The sequence below is a fragment of the Salinibacterium sp. SWN248 genome (genome assembly GCF_015864575.1).
Taxonomy (GTDB): Bacteria; Actinomycetota; Actinomycetes; order Actinomycetales; family Microbacteriaceae; genus Rhodoglobus.
Map to the genome: position 1 here is coordinate 1 of NZ_JADYWW010000003.1, position 16,663 is coordinate 16,663.

A 16,663-nucleotide genomic window follows, 5' to 3' on the forward strand; every position below is an offset into this window, starting at 1 on the left:
CCGAGAGACTCGCAGCTAGACTACTGCGTTGATAGGCTGGATGTGGAAGCAGGGACTAACGACCTGTGGAGCTGACCAGTACTAATAAGTCGATAAATTGATAACACCCCACCTCACTGGGAGTCCGTAAGGACTTCGAATGGTGACTGAGAAGAATTCTCGCGTCCACTTTGTGGTTCCCGATTTACGGTCGGGAACTGCGCCCAGCACACACTGCTGAGCACCCACCTCGGTGGAATGCTCTGTGATGTGAACTGGCCCAGACTGATACATAAATCAATAGTGTTTCGGCGGCCATAGCGAGAGGGAAACGCCCGGTTACATTCCGAACCCGGAAGCTAAGACTCTCTGCGCCGATGGTACTGCAAGGGGGACCTTGTGGGAGAGTAGGACACCGCCGGACTTCAATTGTAAAATAGCCACACCCTTCGGGGTGTGGCTATTTTGCTTTAACCACCGGACAATCTCCGTCCACCGCCGGGTGCAGTTTTCGTTCGTTCGTTCGATCGAGGCTCGGCGTCGAGCGGACAGACGCCCAGCGCTGGGCTAACGGAGCTCCGCGTCGACCCACTCGGAGCCGACAGGCTCTAGCGATCGTGCACCGGACGTGATGCCGGCAACCCGCTCGGCCAGAGCTGATTCGTCGCCAGGGTCTGCCGCCAACGTCATCACCGCTGCGCTGCCGTATTCGGTGCCGATTACCGTGACGCCGTGTTGGCGCAGCTCAGACTCAACCCGACCGGCATCCGCATGGGGGAGCGCCAGCTGAAACAGCTCACGACGTTCTCGAAGCACAAGGCGCTTCTGTGCCCGTAAGTCATCGACGGTGAGTGCCGTGGCATCCGAGTAGGCACGAATGAGACCACCGGTGCCCAAGAGGGTGCCACCGAAATAGCGTGTCACCACCACAACGCAATCAACGAGGTTGCGACCAGTGATCACGTCGAGAATGGGGCGCCCGGCGGTTCCGGACGGCTCACCATCATCGTTTGATCGGCGGACCTGATCCGGTTCCGTGGTGGAGCCGAGGACAAACGCCGAGCAGTGGTGCCGGGCATCCCAGTGAGTTTTACGCGCCTGTTCGATGACGTCTCGGGCATCCGCTTCGTTGTCGACTCGGACTATGCGGCAGAGGAAGCGTGAGCGTTTGGCTTCGAGTTCGGCTTCGGCGCTGGCGCCGGGGCCTCCGCGTAACGTGTACTCGAGCATCCACCCATTGTCTCGCAGGTTGGATCGGAGGGGTGGCGCAACGGCCCTCGAGCGCGGCGTAGGCTGAGAACATCATGGAGCTGTTTGCCGCAATTATTCTGTTTATCAGCGCGTTGTTCAATGTCATCGCATGGCCGCGGTTCTTCAAGCGCGTCAGCGCTGACCCCCGCGCGCGCGACGTAGCGGGGAAAGCCACTGCGTTCTATCGCGTGCACGCTGTGCTGCTCGGTATTGCGCTGCTTATCGCCGCAGCATCTGTGCTTGCCGGGATTCTCTTGCTGCTGGGTTAGCCGTTGCCTGCAGAGGCAGCAGCTTCGGCGAGATAGTCTCGCAATACGTTCGCGTGAGTGACCTGAGGATCATGAGCGGCGTAGAGCAACGTGACGCGGTCGTGACTGGCTAGACGCGTGATTGCGTCGGGCACGTCAGCGCTCTGGTCCAATTCGTGACGGTACCGCGCGGCGAATTCGGCCCGCCGGGCGGGTTCGTGGTTCCACCAGGTGCGCAGTTCTGTGCTGGGGGCGAGTTCCTTGCACCACTCGTCGAGGTCCGCACGCTCTTTACTGATGCCGCGGGGCCACAGCCGATCAATGAGCACGCGGTAGCCGTCCGCTGCATGAGCGGGCTCGTAAATTCGTGCGGCGATGAAAGTTGTCATCCTTGATTACTCTCCTCTGAACGCTACCGACAGTTCTCAGGTTCTCTGACGCTCGACTCCGAGCCCGGATCGCTGTCGCGACATGAATGCAGCTGTCAGCATTGTCGCCCAGTATAGGGAGTATGAGTTTTGACCTCCCGCCGCTGCGGAATCCACGACGGACTATTGGCGATCGAACCTTTGATTTCTCGCGCAACGTTGCGGTGATGGCGATCGTGAATCGCACCCCCGATTCCTTTTACGATGCGGGAACCAACTACGCGCTCGAGGATGCTGTTGCCGCGTCGCTGCGGGCTGTCGAGCAAGGGGCCGATTGGATCGACATCGGTGGCGTTCCGTTCGCTCCAGGCGACCCGCTGAGTGTCGAGGAGGAGTGCGAGCGCGTCGTTCCCGTTGTGCAGGCGCTTCGCGAAGCATCCGACGTCGTGATCTCGGTCGACACCTTCCACGCTGAGGTTGCACGCCGCAGTATCGAGGCCGGTGCCACGGTTATTAATGACACCACGGGCTTGAGCGACCCTGACCTCGCCGGCGTTGTTGCGGCCAGCGATGCATCGCTCATTCTTGTTCATTCGCGGGCGCAGCCACGCACCCAGTTCGCTCGGCCGCAGTACGACGATGTAGCGACAGAAGTGCGTGACTTTCTGCAGAGCCGAGTGGAACAGGCTCGTGCCGCGGGCGTTCCCGACGAACGACTGTTTGTCGATCCCGGTCACGACCTCAACAAAAACACCATGCATAGTCTCGAACTCACCCGTCGCCTCGATGTAATCACCGAACTCGGGTTGCCGACCCTCGTCGCGCTCTCCAATAAAGATTTCATCGGCGAAGTGCTTGATAAGCCGAAGCGCGAGCGCCTCGAGGGTTCACTGGCTGCCGCCGTGGCATCCATCCTCAATGGCGCGCGGGTCGTGCGAGTTCACGAAGTAGCGGAAACTGTTGCTGCCGTGCGCATGACCGAAGCCATTCTGGGGCTCCGCGAGCCCGCGCTGCTGAAGCACAACATGTCCGACATCAACGAAAGGTAGGCACTGTGGCCGACGCATCCGAAATTCACTCCCTCAGCGCTGGGGCGCCGCTCACCAACGAGCAACTTCTCGCGAGCTACGCGGTGGCTGATCGATCAGTGCCGTGGTTGCGCGCGAACTTTGTGTCGAGCATCGATGGCGCTGCCACCCACGAGGGAGTATCGGGTGGGCTTGGCACGGACTCAGACGGTCGTGTCTTCGGTCTGCTTCGACGGCTTGCGGATGTCATCGTCGTTGGCGCAGGAACAGTGCGCCAAGAGGGTTACCGCAACCTCGCTCTCGACGAGGAATCTGCGGGGTGGCGGACTTCGCAAGGACTCGCTGCTCAGCCACCGTTTGCCATTGTGACGGCATCCCTGCGGCTGGAGCCGGGAGACCTCGGAAGCTACGCGACGCGCCCCCTCGTGGTGACCACCGAGAGCGCCCCCGCGGAGAGCCGCAAACGGATCGAAGAGGTTGCTGACGTGATCGTTGCAGGAGACGCTGCCGTAGATACCGTCGAGATGAAACACCTTCTCGCGGAACGCGGGCTAGTTCAGCAGCACAGCGAAGGCGGTCCGACACTCTTCGCGACCATGATCGCCCAGGGAATTGTCGACGAACTCTGTCTCACCGTGAGCCCGCGGCTCGAAGGCGGGTCTGCTCGGCGAATTGTGGATGCCGCGGATGCGACACCGCAGAACATGTCGCTCGCGCACGCACTGTCCGCGCCCGACGGAACACTGTTGCTGCGCTACCTCCGCGCCGCGCGTTAGCGCAGCCGCTGCGGTATTTACGTGCGCGTTAGCACTCGACGACGTTGACGGCGAGACCGCCCATCGACGTCTCTTTGTAGCGCGAACTCATATCCTTGCCGGTCTCGGCCATGGTGATGATGACCTCATCGAGCGAGACGCGGTGCTCGCCATCGCCCCACAACGCCATCTTCGCAGCGTTGATCGCCTTCGAGGCTGCAATCGCATTGCGCTCAATGCACGGGATCTGTACGAGACCGCCAATGGGATCGCACGTGAGGCCGAGGTTGTGTTCCATCGCGATCTCGGCCGCGTTCTCGACCTGTGCGGGAGTTCCGCCGAGAATTTCTGCGAGCCCCGCAGCCGCCATAGAGGAGGCCGAGCCAACCTCGCCCTGACATCCGACCTCGGCGCCCGAGATCGAAGCCATGCGCTTGTAGAGCACGCCCACGGCCGCGCTGGCCAGCAAGAAGCGCACGGTAGCGTCATCCTTCGTCGCTTGGTCGGCGTCCTTCATGCCAGGCGCATAGTGGGTCGCATAAAACAGCACAGCCGGGATGATGCCAGCAGCGCCATTGGTGGGGGCTGTCACAACGCGGCCGCCCGAGGCATTCTCTTCGTTGACGGCAAGGGCAACGAGGTTGACCCATTCCTGCCAAAAGTTCGGATCGCGGTTGGGGTCTTCTTCGCGCAAGCGTCGGTGCCACTCGGGAGCCCGGCGCCGCACCTTCAAATTGCCGGGCAGGTTGCCGGTGCGTTCAAGACTGTTGTTCTTGCACTCATCCATGACATCGCGGATGTGCAGGAGGCCAGCAACCACCTCAGACTCGGGGCGGCGGGCCAACTCGTTGCGCAACATCACACCGCTGAAGCTGAGCCCCTCGGTGCGGCAGTGCGCGAGCAATTGTGCGGCAGTGCGGAACGGCAGCGGATCCGCCACGACGGCTGGGCCGCTAGAGGAGCTGCCATCACGGTTGTCGCCCTCACGATAGATGAAACCGCCACCGATCGAGAAGTACGTTGCCTCAAGAATTGCGGCGCCATCCGCATCGTATGCTGCAAAACGCATGCCATTGGGATGCCCGTCGAGCACGGTGAGCGGGTGCAGGGCAATATCGGATTCGCGGAACGGCACATCGCGGCTCGCGCTCACGTGCAGCAGCCCGGATTCTTCGATGCGGGCCAGAGTCTGGTCCATCTCGGCGGGGAGAACCTGGTCGGGGAGCTTTCCCTCCAAGCCAATGAGCACCGCGCTCATCGTGCCGTGGCCAGCACCGGTTGCGGCGAGAGAGCCGTAGAGGCGAACGCTGAGAGTGGCGACAGAGTTGAGCATCCCGTGTTCGGAAAGATCAGCGGCGAAGGACGCAGCCGCGCGCATGGGGCCGACGGTGTGCGAGCTGGAAGGGCCGATGCCGACAGTGAACAGATCGAAGCTGCTCAGGGGCACTTCTTCGAGCGAGGGCGTCGGTACTTCAGTTCGGGGGGTCAGATTGCGAATGGCCACGGTGACTCCGTTTCTTCACCACACTGCGTCGTGCGGGCGTCGTTGAGTCCTCTCCGCTCTGTATTGGGCCTGAGAGTTTCCGCACGCTTGTGGCGTTGCGTTGCCCCGTCGGCGAGTCGGGCAGGGCCGACTACTTTTCAGAGTTGCCTATCCACTGCGGTACGGGGGCCTGAGAGATTCCCGGAGAGGGTTTGCTCCTACGGCGCCAACCATCGATCGGAAGGACTCTCCCGCAGCGGAATGACGGCTGTTCACTTGTGCCATCAGCATACACTTGAGCCTGCCTCGCAGACCCGCCAATCTCACGCCGGGGTAGTGCTCAGGCGAGCATGCGTGCCCGGCCTCTCGGCGAGGAACGCACGCTAGCTAAGACCGTTTAGTCCTCGGGGTCCGAGGGGTCGATCGGCTCGTGATGGTCAGCGTTCGTCACGCCACGACGCCAGTAACCGTCGGCCGTCACTTGCTGTTTGGGCAATCCCAACTCGCGACGCAAGTAGCGGCGGAGTGGCACGAGTGTGGTTGCTTCGCCGGCGAGGAACACGAAGGTCGACTCACCAATTTCGCCGAGCGCTCGGAGGGCAGCCTCCAGCTGGCCGAGGCCGTCGCGACGGTAGTACCACTCGGCATCCATTCGAGCCTTCTGCTCGTCACTGAAGTAGCTCTCAAGGCTGTCGTCGGCGACATCGAACAGGGCGGTGATGTTTACCGAGGTGGGGAGCATGTCGATCCAGCGCGAGGCTGCAGGAAACGCAGTTTCGTCCGCGATCAGGATGACGTGGGTTGCGCCAACAGGCAGCAGTCGTGATCCGCGCGGGCCCGCGATCACGAGGCTGTCGCCAGCGGCGGCTGTGCCGGCCCAGGCGGAGGCAGGCCCCTCATCACCGTGGACGACGAAGTCGATGTCGAGCTCGTGCCGACCAGCATCGCTGCGGAAGCCGAGCGGGGTGTAGTCACGCGAAATAACCTTGCCCTTGGGCTTCTTGATTCCATCGGCGGTCATCGCGGGTGCAGTGAGCACACCAGTTGCGGGATCGGGAAAGAATACTTTGACGTGATCGGTGGGGCCGCTGCTGACAAATTCGGCGAGTTCATCACCGCTGAGGGTGATGCGCGCAATCGACGGCGCCGGGTGGCTGACGGCGCTGACCGTCAGGTGGCGGATAACGAGGGGATGTTTGACGGAGTCACGTTCAATTGTCATAGGCGATGGGCGCGGGCGCCGGCTCATTTCACTAAAAGTTAGGCTTACCTAACTACTGTAACCCTCGGATGCTGAGAGGGCTAGTGAACCGAGGAGCGTTCTGTAGTCGTGATCGAGATCTCGCCCTCGAGAGAGCGGTGTACAGGGCACTTGTCGGCAATAACGAGCAGAGAAGCGCGTTGCTCATCGGTGAGTTCACCCTCGAAGGTGAGTTCACGAGTGAAATGCTCGACCATGCCCTCGGTTGAGGTGCAATGCTCGCAGGTGGCCGCATCGATCCGCTCGCGAGTGAGGCGCACGCTTACCGACTTCAGAGGCATCTTCTTGCGGTCGGCGTACATCCTGATCGTGATGGAGGTGCAGCTTCCGAGACCAGCCAAGACGAAGTCATACGGTGCAGCGCCATGATTCTCGCTCAGCGGTGCAGGCTCATCAGAAATCAGTTCGTGCCCCGACGCGAATACTCGCTGTTCGTAGCGCGCCGGACCGCTCTCGGTGACGATCACCGAGCTGCCGTCGGCAGTAACGACCGCGCTCGGATTGACAACCGCAGCGGTGTTTGTGCCAGTGTCGCTCTTTGTCGGCTGAGGAGCCGCAGCGCCGTCGAAAGCGTAGCGAGCTGACCAGGCCGCGATCATGCTCGCCGCGAAAGCAGCATCATCCCGATTACTCAGGAGATGATCCGCGCCATCGAGCGCCACAAAAGACTTGGGGTGCTTCGCTGTTTCGAAAATCTCTCGCGCGTTGTCGACCCCCACCGTCTGGTCGATGGGCGAGTGCATGACCAACAGGGCGGCATCAAGATCGCGCAATCGAGCGGACTGCGGTTGTGCGGCGATGTCGTCGAGGAGTTGCTTGCGGATGCGGAACTCGCGACCGCCCAGCTGAACCATCGCTTCTCCCGCAGTCGCAATCTCGGCGCTGGCATGGGCGAAGAGATTCGTGATGTGCGCCGGATCGCTCGGACTGCCGAGTGTCACGACAGCACGAGTCGATGGCACGCGGTGCGCGGCAGCGAGCACTGCGGCTCCACCGAGGGAGTGCCCGATAAGAATCGTGGGCGCACGGTAGTTGGTGCCGAGGTATTCGGTGGCGGCGACGACATCGTCGATGTTCGAGCTGAAGTTGGTATTCGAGAAATCACCGTCGGAGCCGCCCAGGCCCGTGAAGTCAAAACGCAATACGGCGATGCCGTAGTCAACAAGTGCTTTCGAGATGCGTGAGGCAGCGAATGAGTCTTTCGAGCACGTGAAGCAGTGCGCGAAAAGGGCGAAAGCAGAAGGAGTGCCATCGGGGAGGTCGAGACGCGCCGCCAGCATAGAGCCGTTGGAGCCGGGGAATTCGATCTTCATTATCCGTTACCACTTTCGTATCGACGTGCTCCAGCGTTTCCTATCCCGATACCGGATGCAACGTCCCCATGCTCTCAGTTCTTCCCGTTAACGCCAGAACGGCCGACAAAGACGGTGTCTTCGTCGGCCGATCGGGTAAGAAAATTACTCTGCTGCACCGGCAAGCGAACCACTGATCTGGTTGCCAGAGGGGTCGTAGACGAGGCACAAAATTTCGCGGTCGCCCTCTGACCAGCTGCCCTCGGTGGGGTAATACCAGGAGAAGTCGTAGACCGAGTCGTCGTAGTCCGCACCGATAAAGGTACCGAACTCTGCGTAGCAGTCAGCCGTCGCCTGATCTTCGATTGCGGAGTCACCGGGGAAGTCGCCCTCGGCCATGTAGGACGCAGCGTAGACCTCAGCATCGTGCGGCTCCGCGCAGTCGACGGTTTTGGTGCTGGAAACTTCGCCACCGTCTTGGTTGCCGACTTCACAGTCGCCAATAACGAGGCTGAAGATGTCTTGCGTGGTGCCGGCTCCGGGGTCGACGGCATCCGAAATTTGGTTGGTAACTTGATCGAGGATGCTGCAGCCACTGAGCGCCACTGCTGCAACAGCAATGGTGGCGATGGCGAGCGTCCGGCGCCAGATGTTCTCTGTCGTCATGGAAGTGGGTCTCTTTCGTCTGAGGTAGTCACGCTTCGTACTGGTCAAGCTTAGTGACCCTCAGCGTATTCACAGCTAACAGAAGCGGGTGAAACCTTAGTGAGAGCGCAAAAACCCCAGAACTTCGTCATGCAGTACGCCATTTGTTGCCAGAGCGTTACCTTCCCACGGTCCCGGAACGCCTTCAACAGAAGTGAAACGACCGCCCGCCTCCAACACAATGGGGATCAACGCGGCCATGTCATACGGCTTCAAATCGAATTCGCCCACGACGTCGAGCGCGCCTTCGGCGAGCAGCATGTACGCCCACATATCGCCGATCGCGCGCGAACGCCACGTGGCGCGAGTTAACGCAACGACTGCATCCAGGCGACCAGCTTCATCCCAGCCCGGCAGGCTGTTGTAGCTGATGGACGCCGCCTCAAGCGAGGAGACCTTGCTCACCGCGATCTGTTCAGGCTCGCCACCGTGGGCTTGGGCGAAAGCGCCGTGACCTGTTGCGGCCCACCAGCGCTTGCCGAGAGCGGGAGAGCTAACCACGCCGACCTGTGGCACGCCATCGATGGCGAGCGAAATCAGGGTTCCCCAGATGGGGACGCCGCGCAAGAAGTTGGAAGTGCCATCGATGGGGTCGATAATCCACTGGCGGTTCGAGTCGCCAGCCTCGCCATACTCTTCTCCCAGAATCGAGTCTCCGGGGCGGGCAGCAGCAATTCCGGCTCGGATGCTGCGCTCAACAGCCTTGTCGGCATCCGTCACAGGCGTGCGGTCGGGCTTTGTCGTGACCTCAAGGTCGAGCGCGGTGAAGCGATCGAGCGAGATGAGGTCAGCGTCGCCAGCCAGTGCGAGCGCGAGGGAAAGATCGTCGGCGAGAGTGTATTCGGTCACGACTACACGCTAGCGGAACCGAGTGTCGTGATGAGCCGCTGGAACGAGTCGAGGCGCAACTTACCGACCTCGCCGAGCGCTCCGCCAGCGACCGCTTCTGCAATCGCGCAGTCGGGGGCATCGGGCAAATGAGTGCAGCCGCGCGGACATTCTTCGGCAAGCTCGGCCAAGTCAGTAAAGGACGACAAGATCTTGCTCGGGTCGATGTGACCGAGGCCAAAGGATCGAACTCCGGGAGTATCGACAACCCAGCCGGTGCCCACGCGATACGAAATGGTCGACGACGACGTGTGACGCCCACGCCCGGTGACCGCATTGACATGGCCGACGGCGCGATTAGCGTCGGGCACAAGAGCATTCACGAGCGTCGATTTGCCCACTCCCGAGTGGCCGACCGCAACCGTAGTGTGGCCTTCCAAAAGCGCGTGCAGCTCGTCAAGGGGAACCTCATCTGAACGGCTCTCGATCACTGTCAGATCGAGACCAGCGAAGTTCTCCAAGAACGGCGCCGGATCTTGCAAGTCAGTCTTGGTGATGCACAGGATGGGATCAATCCCCGCATCAAAGGCCGCCACGAGATAGCGGTCAACTAGGCGCGGCCGTGGCTCCGGGTCGGCAGCGGCGACAACAATCAGCATCTGGTCGGCGTTGGCGACAATGATGCGTTCAACGGCATCCGTGTCGTCGGCGCTGCGGCGGAGCAGCGTGGTGCGCTCGCGAATGCGGACGATACGCGCGAGAGTGCCGTCGGTGCCGCTCGTATCGCCCACGAGATCGACCCAGTCACCCGTCACGACAGAGACTTTGCCCTGCTGGTTGCGACCGAGTTCGCGGGCCCGAGCGGCAATGATTTGGCGTTCGTTTGGCGTGCCCTCGTCTACCCAAATTCCGTAGCGACCGCGATCGACGCTAAAGACGCGCCCCTCAATGGCGTCGGCGTGGTCGGGGCGAATCTTGCTCCGCGGCTTGTTGGCTTTGGGATTCGGCCGCATGCGAATCGAGCTCTCGTCGTATTCGCTGTACTTGCGGTCGTCATCGTCGTCGTCGCCGGTGAGCCAACTCATCGTTAGAGCAATCCGAGAGTGTCGGCGGTCAGCGGTGCGTCGCCGATGAGCGTGCGCCACAGCTCCGGGAACTGGGGGAGCGTCTTGGCGGTCGACTCGATGCCCTCGATCTCTACGCCCTCAATGGCGAGACCGATGATGGCGCCGGCGGTCGACATCCGGTGGTCTTCGTAGCTGTGCCATACGCCACCGTGCAGTTCGGCCGGCTCAATGTGAAGACCGTCGTCGAGTTCGGTGACGGATCCGCCGAGTGCGTTGATCTCGGTGCGGAGCGCCGCGAGGCGGTCAGTCTCGTGTCCACGCAAGTGGCCGATTCCTGTGATCGTGCTCGCGGATGACGCCAGCGCTGCGATCGCCACGATTGCGGGAGCGAGTTCGCCACCGGTAGAGAGGTCGAGCTCAATGCCGGGGTAGCGCTGGCCGCCCACGACGCCTATGCCGCCATCGACAATGAGCGCACCATCTTTGCGCGTGACCGTCGCGCCGAAAAGGGGAAGCAGCTGCTCAAGGTCAGCACCGACCTGAGTGGTTGACTCTGGCCAGCCTTCGATCGTGACGGCTCCGCCGGCCACGATCGCAGCCGCCAAGAACGGCGCGGCATTGGAGAGGTCGGGCTCGAGCGCCACGTCGATCGCACGGATCGGGCCAGCGGGAACCACCCACACCCCTGGTTCCGGACTCTCCACCGTGACCCCACGTGCAGCTAGGCATGCGACCGTCATCTCGATGTGCGGCATGCTCGGCAGCTTGTCGCCGGTGTGACGAAGCGTCAGCCCCTTCTCAAAGCGAGCAGCCGCAAGAAGAAGACCAGAAACGAATTGGCTGGATGCCGAAGCATCGATGCTGACGTCGCCGCCAGCAACCGTGCCCATGCCGTACAGGCTGAAGGGGAGGGTTCCGCGACCGTCGTCGGACACATCCACGCCGAGCGCTCGCAGCGAGTCAATCGTGGTGCGCATGGGGCGACGAAGGGCAGCTTCGTCGCCATCGAAAGCTACCGGTCCCAGGGCGAGCGCCGCAACGGGCGGCAGGAAACGCATGACGGTTCCTGCGAGACCACAATCGATCGAGGTGCCACCTTCGAGTTCGCCCGGGGTGACGTGCAGATCGGGACCGAAGGCGTTGCCGGTCGGGATCTCCGTGATCCCGACGCCAAGCGCACGCAAAGCTTGAATCATGAGGGCGCTATCGCGCGAATGAAGAGGCGAGTGCAATCGCGATGGGCCATCGGCGAGGGCAGCCAAGACCAATTCGCGGTTCGTGAGGCTCTTGCTTCCCGGCAAACTCAGCGATGCGGAGAGTGCGTGAGTGACGGTCGGCGCCGGCCAGTTTCCGGGCATCGTGGTGTCTGGCACCGTCTCGTCGTCATACGGGCTGAACTCTGGGTTGGAATACTTAGATACGAACATCAGTTACTAAGAGTATCGGCGTTTAAGACCCCACGGAGGAGGCGCCCGTATGACCGTAGTACTGAATACTCAGCAGGATGCCGTCATCAGCGAACTAGAATTGTCGCTAATGACTACCGACAGAGTTGAGCCCAGCGCCACCGATGCTGCCGCTGACGAGAAGCGACGACAGTTTGAAGAGCAAGCGCTGCCCTTTATGGACCAGCTTTTTGGCGCTGCAATGCGGATGACCCGCAACCCTACGGACGCAGCAGATCTCGTTCAAGAGACCTTCATCAAGGCGTTCCAGGCGTTCGGACAATTCCAGCAGGGCACGAACTTGAAGGCCTGGTTGTATCGCATCCAGACCAACACCTTCATCAATATTTACCGCAAGAATCAGCGCAACCCTTATCAGGGCACGATCGATGATCTTGAAGACTGGCAATTGGGCGGCGCAGAATCCGTCACTCAGTCTGTCTCGACGCGGTCGGCTGAAGCAGAAGCTATCGATCATTTGCCCGACAGTGCAGTGAAGGATGCTCTGCAGTCGATTCCCGAAGATTTCCGCCTTGCGGTCTACTTCGCCGACGTCGAAGGCTTCTCCTATCAGGAGATCGCCGACATCATGAAAACCCCCGTAGGCACCGTAATGAGTCGACTGCACCGTGGCCGTCGCATGTTGCGTGAACTATTAGCCGACTACGCGCGTGACCGCACCCCCGGCACGCCAGCAGCATCAAGGAGCACGAAATGACCGACTGCGGTTGCGAAAAAGCAAAAGCCGAACTCGAGGAATACCTCGACCGCGAACTCAACGAGGCCGATTTTCAGGATGTCTCAAACCATCTCGACAACTGCGAGTCCTGCTCAAGCGAACACCTTGTGGCGCTCGCGTTGAAGCTCAAGGTCAAGCAGGCCTGCCGCGAGACGGCCCCGGATGATCTGCGCAGCGCGATCTTGTCGAAGCTGGCGGGCGCCTAAACACTCTCTAGCGCTGAGCGTCTACGGTTGCTCACCGCGAACACGAAAGCGGGCACCCTCCTCGGAGGATGCCCGCTTTCGTCGCTAACGCTGGTGCGGTTACGGCTGGGTGATCGCGTGATCAATCAGCTCAGCTTGCTCGAGAGCGCTGCGCTTCGACGAACCGGTCGCCGGTGAGGCGGATGCCGGACGCGAGGCCAGCTTGATGTCGCGCGACTGAATGTGGCGCTGGAGTTCCAAGCTGATGAACGGCCAGGCACCCTGGTTCTCAGGCTCATCCTGAGTCCACACGATGTCAGCGTTCGGGTACTTGTCGAGCACCTCGGTCATGTCGGCAACGGGGAGCGGGTAGAACTGCTCCATGCGCACTACGGCAATGTGCTTGATCTCGCGCTTGTCGAGTTCAGCGACGATGTCGTAGTAGGTCTTGCCTGACGTCACGATGACGCGGGTGACGGCTGACTTGTCGTCGAGACGCACGTCGTCGAGAACGGGCTCGAAGCGACCACTCGTGAAGTCAGCAACGTCGCTGGTGGCACCGCGCAGGCGAAGCATCGCCTTGGGGGTGAACACGATCAGCGGACGGCGCGGACGCGAGTAGGCCTGGCGACGTAGCAAATGGAAGTACGATGCCGGCGTCGACGGGCGAGCCACGATCATATTGTTCTCGGCACACATCTGCAGGTAGCGCTCGATGCGGGCGGAGGAGTGGTCGGGCCCCTGACCTTCATAGCCGTGCGGCAGCAGCATGACAACGCTTGAACGCTGCGCCCACTTCTGCTCGGCGCTCGAAATGAACTCATCGACGACGATCTGGGCACCGTTGGCGAAGTCACCGAACTGGGCTTCCCACATGACCAGAGCATCGGCGCGTTCTACTGAGTAGCCGTACTCGAAGCCGAGAGCGGCGTACTCGCTGAGCAGCGAATCGTAGATCCAGAAGCGCGACTGGTTCTCGGAGAGGTTCTGCAGCGGCAGCCACTCTTGACCGTTTTCGCGGTCGTGGAGCACAGCGTGACGCTGAACGAAGGTGCCTCGACGAGCATCCTGACCGGCCATGCGCACCGGGGTTCCCTCGAGAAGAACAGAACCGATAGCGAGCAACTCGGCAAATGCCCAGTCGATTCCGCCCTTGCGGCTCATGTCAGTGCGCTTCTTCAACAGAGCCTGCAGCTTCTTGTGCACGGTGAAGTTCGCCGGCGGGTTCGCGTGAGCATCACCAATGAGGTGAACAACGCTCTCGTCGATGCCCGTCGTGATGGGCTCTCCGATAGCATCGTCGCGCTGCGAGCCGGGACGCTCAAGGTCAGAAACTCCGTTGCCATCCTTGCTGAGGATCGGCATCGAACCGGTCTGAGCGGCATGCGTTTCGGCAAAGGCGCGCTCAAGGCGGTCTTGGAAGTCCTGGTGGCTGGCTTCGTACTCTTCCTGAGTGATGTCGCCACGACCGACGAGACCCTCGGTGTAGAGAGTACGAACGGAACGCTTGGCTTCGATCAGGTTGTACATCAGCGGCTGCGTCATCGAGGGGTCGTCGCCCTCGTTGTGACCGCGGCGGCGGTAGCAAATCAGATCGATAACAACATCGCGGTGGAACTTTTGGCGATAGGCGAAGGCGAGCTCAGCAACGCGAACAACAGCTTCAGGGTCGTCACCGTTCACATGGAAGATCGGTGCCTGAACAGTCTTGGCAACATCCGTCGAGTACTGCGACGTGCGGCCCTCGCTCGGTGGAGTCGTAAAGCCAACCTGGTTGTTGATGTTCACGTGGATGGTTCCACCCGTGCGGTAGGCACGCAGCTGCGACATCTGCAAAATCTCAACGACGATGCCCTGACCGGCCATAGCCGCGTCTCCGTGCACCATGACGGGCAGAACGGCGTAGGAGCCAATCGGGCGACGGTCTTGCTTGGCGCGGACGATTCCCTCGAGAACGCCATCCACCGCTTCAAGGTGCGAAGGGTTAGCGGCAAGATAGACAGGGATCTGACGACCGTCAGCTGCCGTGAAGGTGCCCTCGGTGCCGAGGTGGTACTTGACGTCACCCGAACCCTGAACGGTGCGGGGGTCTTGGGTTCCCTCGAACTCACGGAAGATTTGACCGTAGGTCTTTCCGGCGATGTTCGTGAGAACGCTCAGGCGGCCGCGGTGGGCCATGCCGATAGCAACCTCTTCAAGGTTTGCTTCGGCAGCCTTCTGGATGACAGCATCCAGCAGCGCAATCGTCGACTCTCCACCCTCAAGGCTGAAGCGCTTCTGGCCGACGTACTTGGTCTGCAGGAAGGTCTCGAAAGCTTCGGCTTCGTTGAGCTTGCCGAGGATTCGCATCTGCTCGTCGTGGCCAGGCTTGCTGTACGGCTTCTCGACGTGATCCTGGATCCAGCGGCGCTGTTCCGGGTTCTGAATGTGCATGTACTCGATGCCAACGGTGCGGCAGTAAGCATCACGCAGGGTGCCAAGAATCTCCCGCAGGAGTGCTTGGCGCTTGCCGCCGAAACCGCCAGTGACGAACTCACGGTCGAGATCCCAGAAGGTGAGGCCGTGACTCGAGATGTCGAGGTCAGGGTGTGAGCGCTGACGGTACTCGAGCGGGTCAGTGTCAGCCATGAGATGACCACGAACGCGGAACGAGTTAATCAGTTCTTGAACGCGCGACGTCTTGTTGATGTTGTCGGCGAGGTCGACGTTGATGTCGTTAGCCCAGTGAATGGGGTCGTAGGGGATGCGCAACGCCGCGAAGATGTCTTCGTAGAAGTTGTTGGCACCGATGAGGCGCTCGTGGATCTTCTTGAGGAACTCACCCGAACCAGCACCCTGAATAACGCGGTGGTCGTAGGTGCTCGTGAGGGTAACCGTCTTGCCGATACCCAATTCGGTGAGGGTACGAAGGCTTGCACCCTGGAACTCGGCCGGGTACTCAAGCGCTCCTGCACCGACGATCGTTCCCGAACCGCGCATGAGGCGGGGAACGGAATGCTCGGTGCCGATTCCACCCGGGTTGGTCAGAGAAATCGTGTTGCCCATGTAGTCGGGGCCGGTCAGCTTGTTCGCGCGAGCGCGGGACACCACATCTTCGTAGGCAGCAAGGAACTCGCCGAAGCCCATGGTCTCGGCGTTCTTGATGCCGGGAACAACAAGCGCACGGGTGCCGTCCGGCTTCGGCATGTCGATGGCGATGCCGAGGTTGATGTGCGCCGGAGTGACAACAGATGGCTTGCCGTTTGGCTCGTCGTAGAAGACGTTCTGGCTGGGGAACTCTTTGAGAGTTTCGATGATGGCCCACGCGATGAGGTGGGTGAACGACACCTTGCCACCGCGAGCACGCTTCAAGTGGTTGTTGATGACAATGCGGTTGTCGATCATGAGCTTCGCGGGAATGGTGCGAACGCTCGTAGCGGTCGGAACCGTGAGGCTAGAGTCCATGTTCGAGGCGAGGGCTTTCGCAGCGCCTCGCAGGGGAGCAACCGCGTTCTCCGTCTTGGGCTTAGCAGCGGCCTCGGCCTTGAGGGTCTCGATCGGAGTGGTTGCAGGGGCCTCGGCCGGGATCGGCTGCGGCTTCGGCTCAATCGACGTGGTGCGGGCGATTGGCTGGCTGCCCGTGCTGGGGTTTGCCTCATCGACGAAGGGCTTGGCGTCGGCTGCGGGAGCTGCGGGCTTAGCAGCGGCTGCGGGAGCTACTGCGGTGGCGGCCGACGTGGCGGGAGCCGCGGGAGCTTCAGAAGTTGCGGCGGCGGGCTGCGGTGCAGCGGGCGTCGTCGCCGGGGCTGCGGCCGGAGCATCCGGAGTCGTCGACGTGGGAACAGCGCTTGACGGAGTCAAGTCAGCCGAGGGTTGGTAGCTCTCGAGGAAGGGCCACCAGGATTCCGCTACTAGATTCTTGTCTTCGAGGTACTTTTCGTACATCTCGTCGACCAACCATTCGTTGGCCCCGAAGTCGCTCGAGGAGTCTCCGTCCGCTGCGGTTCCGGTTACTTGGCCTGACACGTCAAACCGCCTACTTTCAGTTCT

Annotated in this window: 15 protein-coding genes, 1 rRNA gene and 1 riboswitch; of the genes, 6 read left to right on the plus strand and 10 right to left on the minus strand. The window is 61.4% G+C overall.

Going from position 1 to position 16,663, the window contains the following annotated elements:
- Window positions 1–286: 286 nt before the first annotated feature.
- Window positions 287–403 (plus strand): 5S ribosomal RNA (rrf, locus tag I6E73_RS13370).
- Between the two features lie 143 nt (window positions 404–546).
- On the opposite strand, the gene I6E73_RS13375 is transcribed toward rrf, so the two are convergent.
- On the minus strand, window positions 547–1,209 hold the full coding sequence (locus I6E73_RS13375; RefSeq protein ID WP_197126354.1) for a YigZ family protein: 663 nt from the start codon (window positions 1,207–1,209) through the stop codon (window positions 547–549).
- 74 nt (window positions 1,210–1,283) lie between these two features.
- On the opposite strand from I6E73_RS13375, the gene I6E73_RS13380 reads away from it, so the two are divergent.
- Window positions 1,284–1,499, plus strand: a complete 216-nt coding sequence (locus I6E73_RS13380; RefSeq protein ID WP_197126356.1) for an SCO4848 family membrane protein — start codon at window positions 1,284–1,286, stop codon at window positions 1,497–1,499.
- Here I6E73_RS13380 and I6E73_RS13385 read toward each other — a convergent pair.
- Window positions 1,496–1,867 (minus strand): DUF488 domain-containing protein, encoded by a 372-nt coding sequence (locus I6E73_RS13385; protein WP_197126358.1) that lies wholly within the window; start codon window positions 1,865–1,867, stop codon window positions 1,496–1,498. The two genes, I6E73_RS13380 and I6E73_RS13385, sit on opposite strands and share 4 nt — an antisense overlap.
- A 122-nt stretch (window positions 1,868–1,989) precedes the next feature.
- Here I6E73_RS13385 and folP point away from each other — a divergent pair, with 122 nt between their 5' ends.
- Both folP and I6E73_RS13395 read left to right on the plus strand, forming a co-directional pair.
- Window positions 1,990–2,895 (plus strand): dihydropteroate synthase, encoded by a 906-nt coding sequence (gene folP, locus I6E73_RS13390; protein WP_197126360.1) that lies wholly within the window; start codon window positions 1,990–1,992, stop codon window positions 2,893–2,895.
- Window positions 2,896–2,900: 5 nt separating this feature from the next.
- Window positions 2,901–3,650, plus strand: coding sequence for a pyrimidine reductase family protein (locus I6E73_RS13395; RefSeq protein ID WP_197126362.1), 750 nt, complete (start codon window positions 2,901–2,903; stop codon window positions 3,648–3,650).
- 28 nt (window positions 3,651–3,678) lie between these two features.
- Here the strand turns inward: I6E73_RS13395 and I6E73_RS13400 are convergent, their stop codons facing one another.
- From I6E73_RS13400 to aroA, 7 genes are all read right to left on the minus strand, one after another.
- On the minus strand, window positions 3,679–5,076 hold the full coding sequence (locus I6E73_RS13400; protein WP_197126625.1) for an L-serine ammonia-lyase: 1,398 nt from the start codon (window positions 5,074–5,076) through the stop codon (window positions 3,679–3,681).
- 204 nt (window positions 5,077–5,280) lie between these two features.
- Window positions 5,281–5,376, minus strand: a riboswitch (glycine riboswitch).
- A gap of 133 nt (window positions 5,377–5,509) precedes the next feature.
- Window positions 5,510–6,334 (minus strand): siderophore-interacting protein, encoded by an 825-nt coding sequence (locus tag I6E73_RS13405; protein ID WP_197126364.1) that lies wholly within the window; start codon window positions 6,332–6,334, stop codon window positions 5,510–5,512.
- An 80-nt stretch (window positions 6,335–6,414) separates the two neighbouring features.
- The gene (locus I6E73_RS13410; protein WP_197126366.1) at window positions 6,415–7,686 is read right to left on the minus strand and encodes a bifunctional alpha/beta hydrolase/OsmC family protein; all 1,272 of its coding nucleotides are present in this window, start codon (window positions 7,684–7,686) and stop codon (window positions 6,415–6,417) included.
- A 144-nt stretch (window positions 7,687–7,830) separates the two neighbouring features.
- A complete protein-coding gene (locus tag I6E73_RS13415; protein WP_197126367.1) occupies window positions 7,831–8,331 on the minus strand; it encodes a septum formation family protein in 501 nt (166 codons plus the stop codon).
- A gap of 96 nt (window positions 8,332–8,427) precedes the next feature.
- The gene (locus tag I6E73_RS13420) at window positions 8,428–9,219 is read right to left on the minus strand and encodes an inositol monophosphatase family protein (protein ID WP_197126369.1); all 792 of its coding nucleotides are present in this window, start codon (window positions 9,217–9,219) and stop codon (window positions 8,428–8,430) included.
- Between the two features lie 2 nt (window positions 9,220–9,221).
- Window positions 9,222–10,283 (minus strand): ribosome small subunit-dependent GTPase A, encoded by a 1,062-nt coding sequence (gene rsgA, locus I6E73_RS13425; protein ID WP_197126371.1) that lies wholly within the window; start codon window positions 10,281–10,283, stop codon window positions 9,222–9,224.
- Between the two features lie 2 nt (window positions 10,284–10,285).
- A complete protein-coding gene (gene aroA / locus I6E73_RS13430; RefSeq protein ID WP_197126374.1) occupies window positions 10,286–11,692 on the minus strand; it encodes a 3-phosphoshikimate 1-carboxyvinyltransferase in 1,407 nt (468 codons plus the stop codon).
- Window positions 11,693–11,801: 109 nt separating this feature from the next.
- On the opposite strand from aroA, the gene I6E73_RS13435 reads away from it, so the two are divergent.
- Together I6E73_RS13435 and I6E73_RS13440 are read left to right on the plus strand one after the other, a co-directional pair.
- Window positions 11,802–12,428 carry a sigma-70 family RNA polymerase sigma factor gene (locus I6E73_RS13435; RefSeq protein ID WP_231601028.1) on the plus strand — a complete coding sequence of 209 codons (627 nt, stop codon included), beginning with the start codon at window positions 11,802–11,804 and terminating at the stop codon, window positions 12,426–12,428.
- Entirely contained in the window at window positions 12,425–12,655 is a 231-nt protein-coding gene (locus I6E73_RS13440) for an anti-sigma factor (RefSeq protein WP_197108994.1), read from the plus strand. The genes I6E73_RS13435 and I6E73_RS13440 overlap by 4 nt, the downstream gene beginning before the upstream one ends.
- Before the next feature lie 99 nt (window positions 12,656–12,754).
- Here the strand turns inward: I6E73_RS13440 and I6E73_RS13445 are convergent, their stop codons facing one another.
- Window positions 12,755–16,639 carry a multifunctional oxoglutarate decarboxylase/oxoglutarate dehydrogenase thiamine pyrophosphate-binding subunit/dihydrolipoyllysine-residue succinyltransferase subunit gene (locus I6E73_RS13445; RefSeq protein ID WP_197126376.1) on the minus strand — a complete coding sequence of 1,295 codons (3,885 nt, stop codon included), beginning with the start codon at window positions 16,637–16,639 and terminating at the stop codon, window positions 12,755–12,757.
- Window positions 16,640–16,663: the final 24 nt, after the last annotated feature.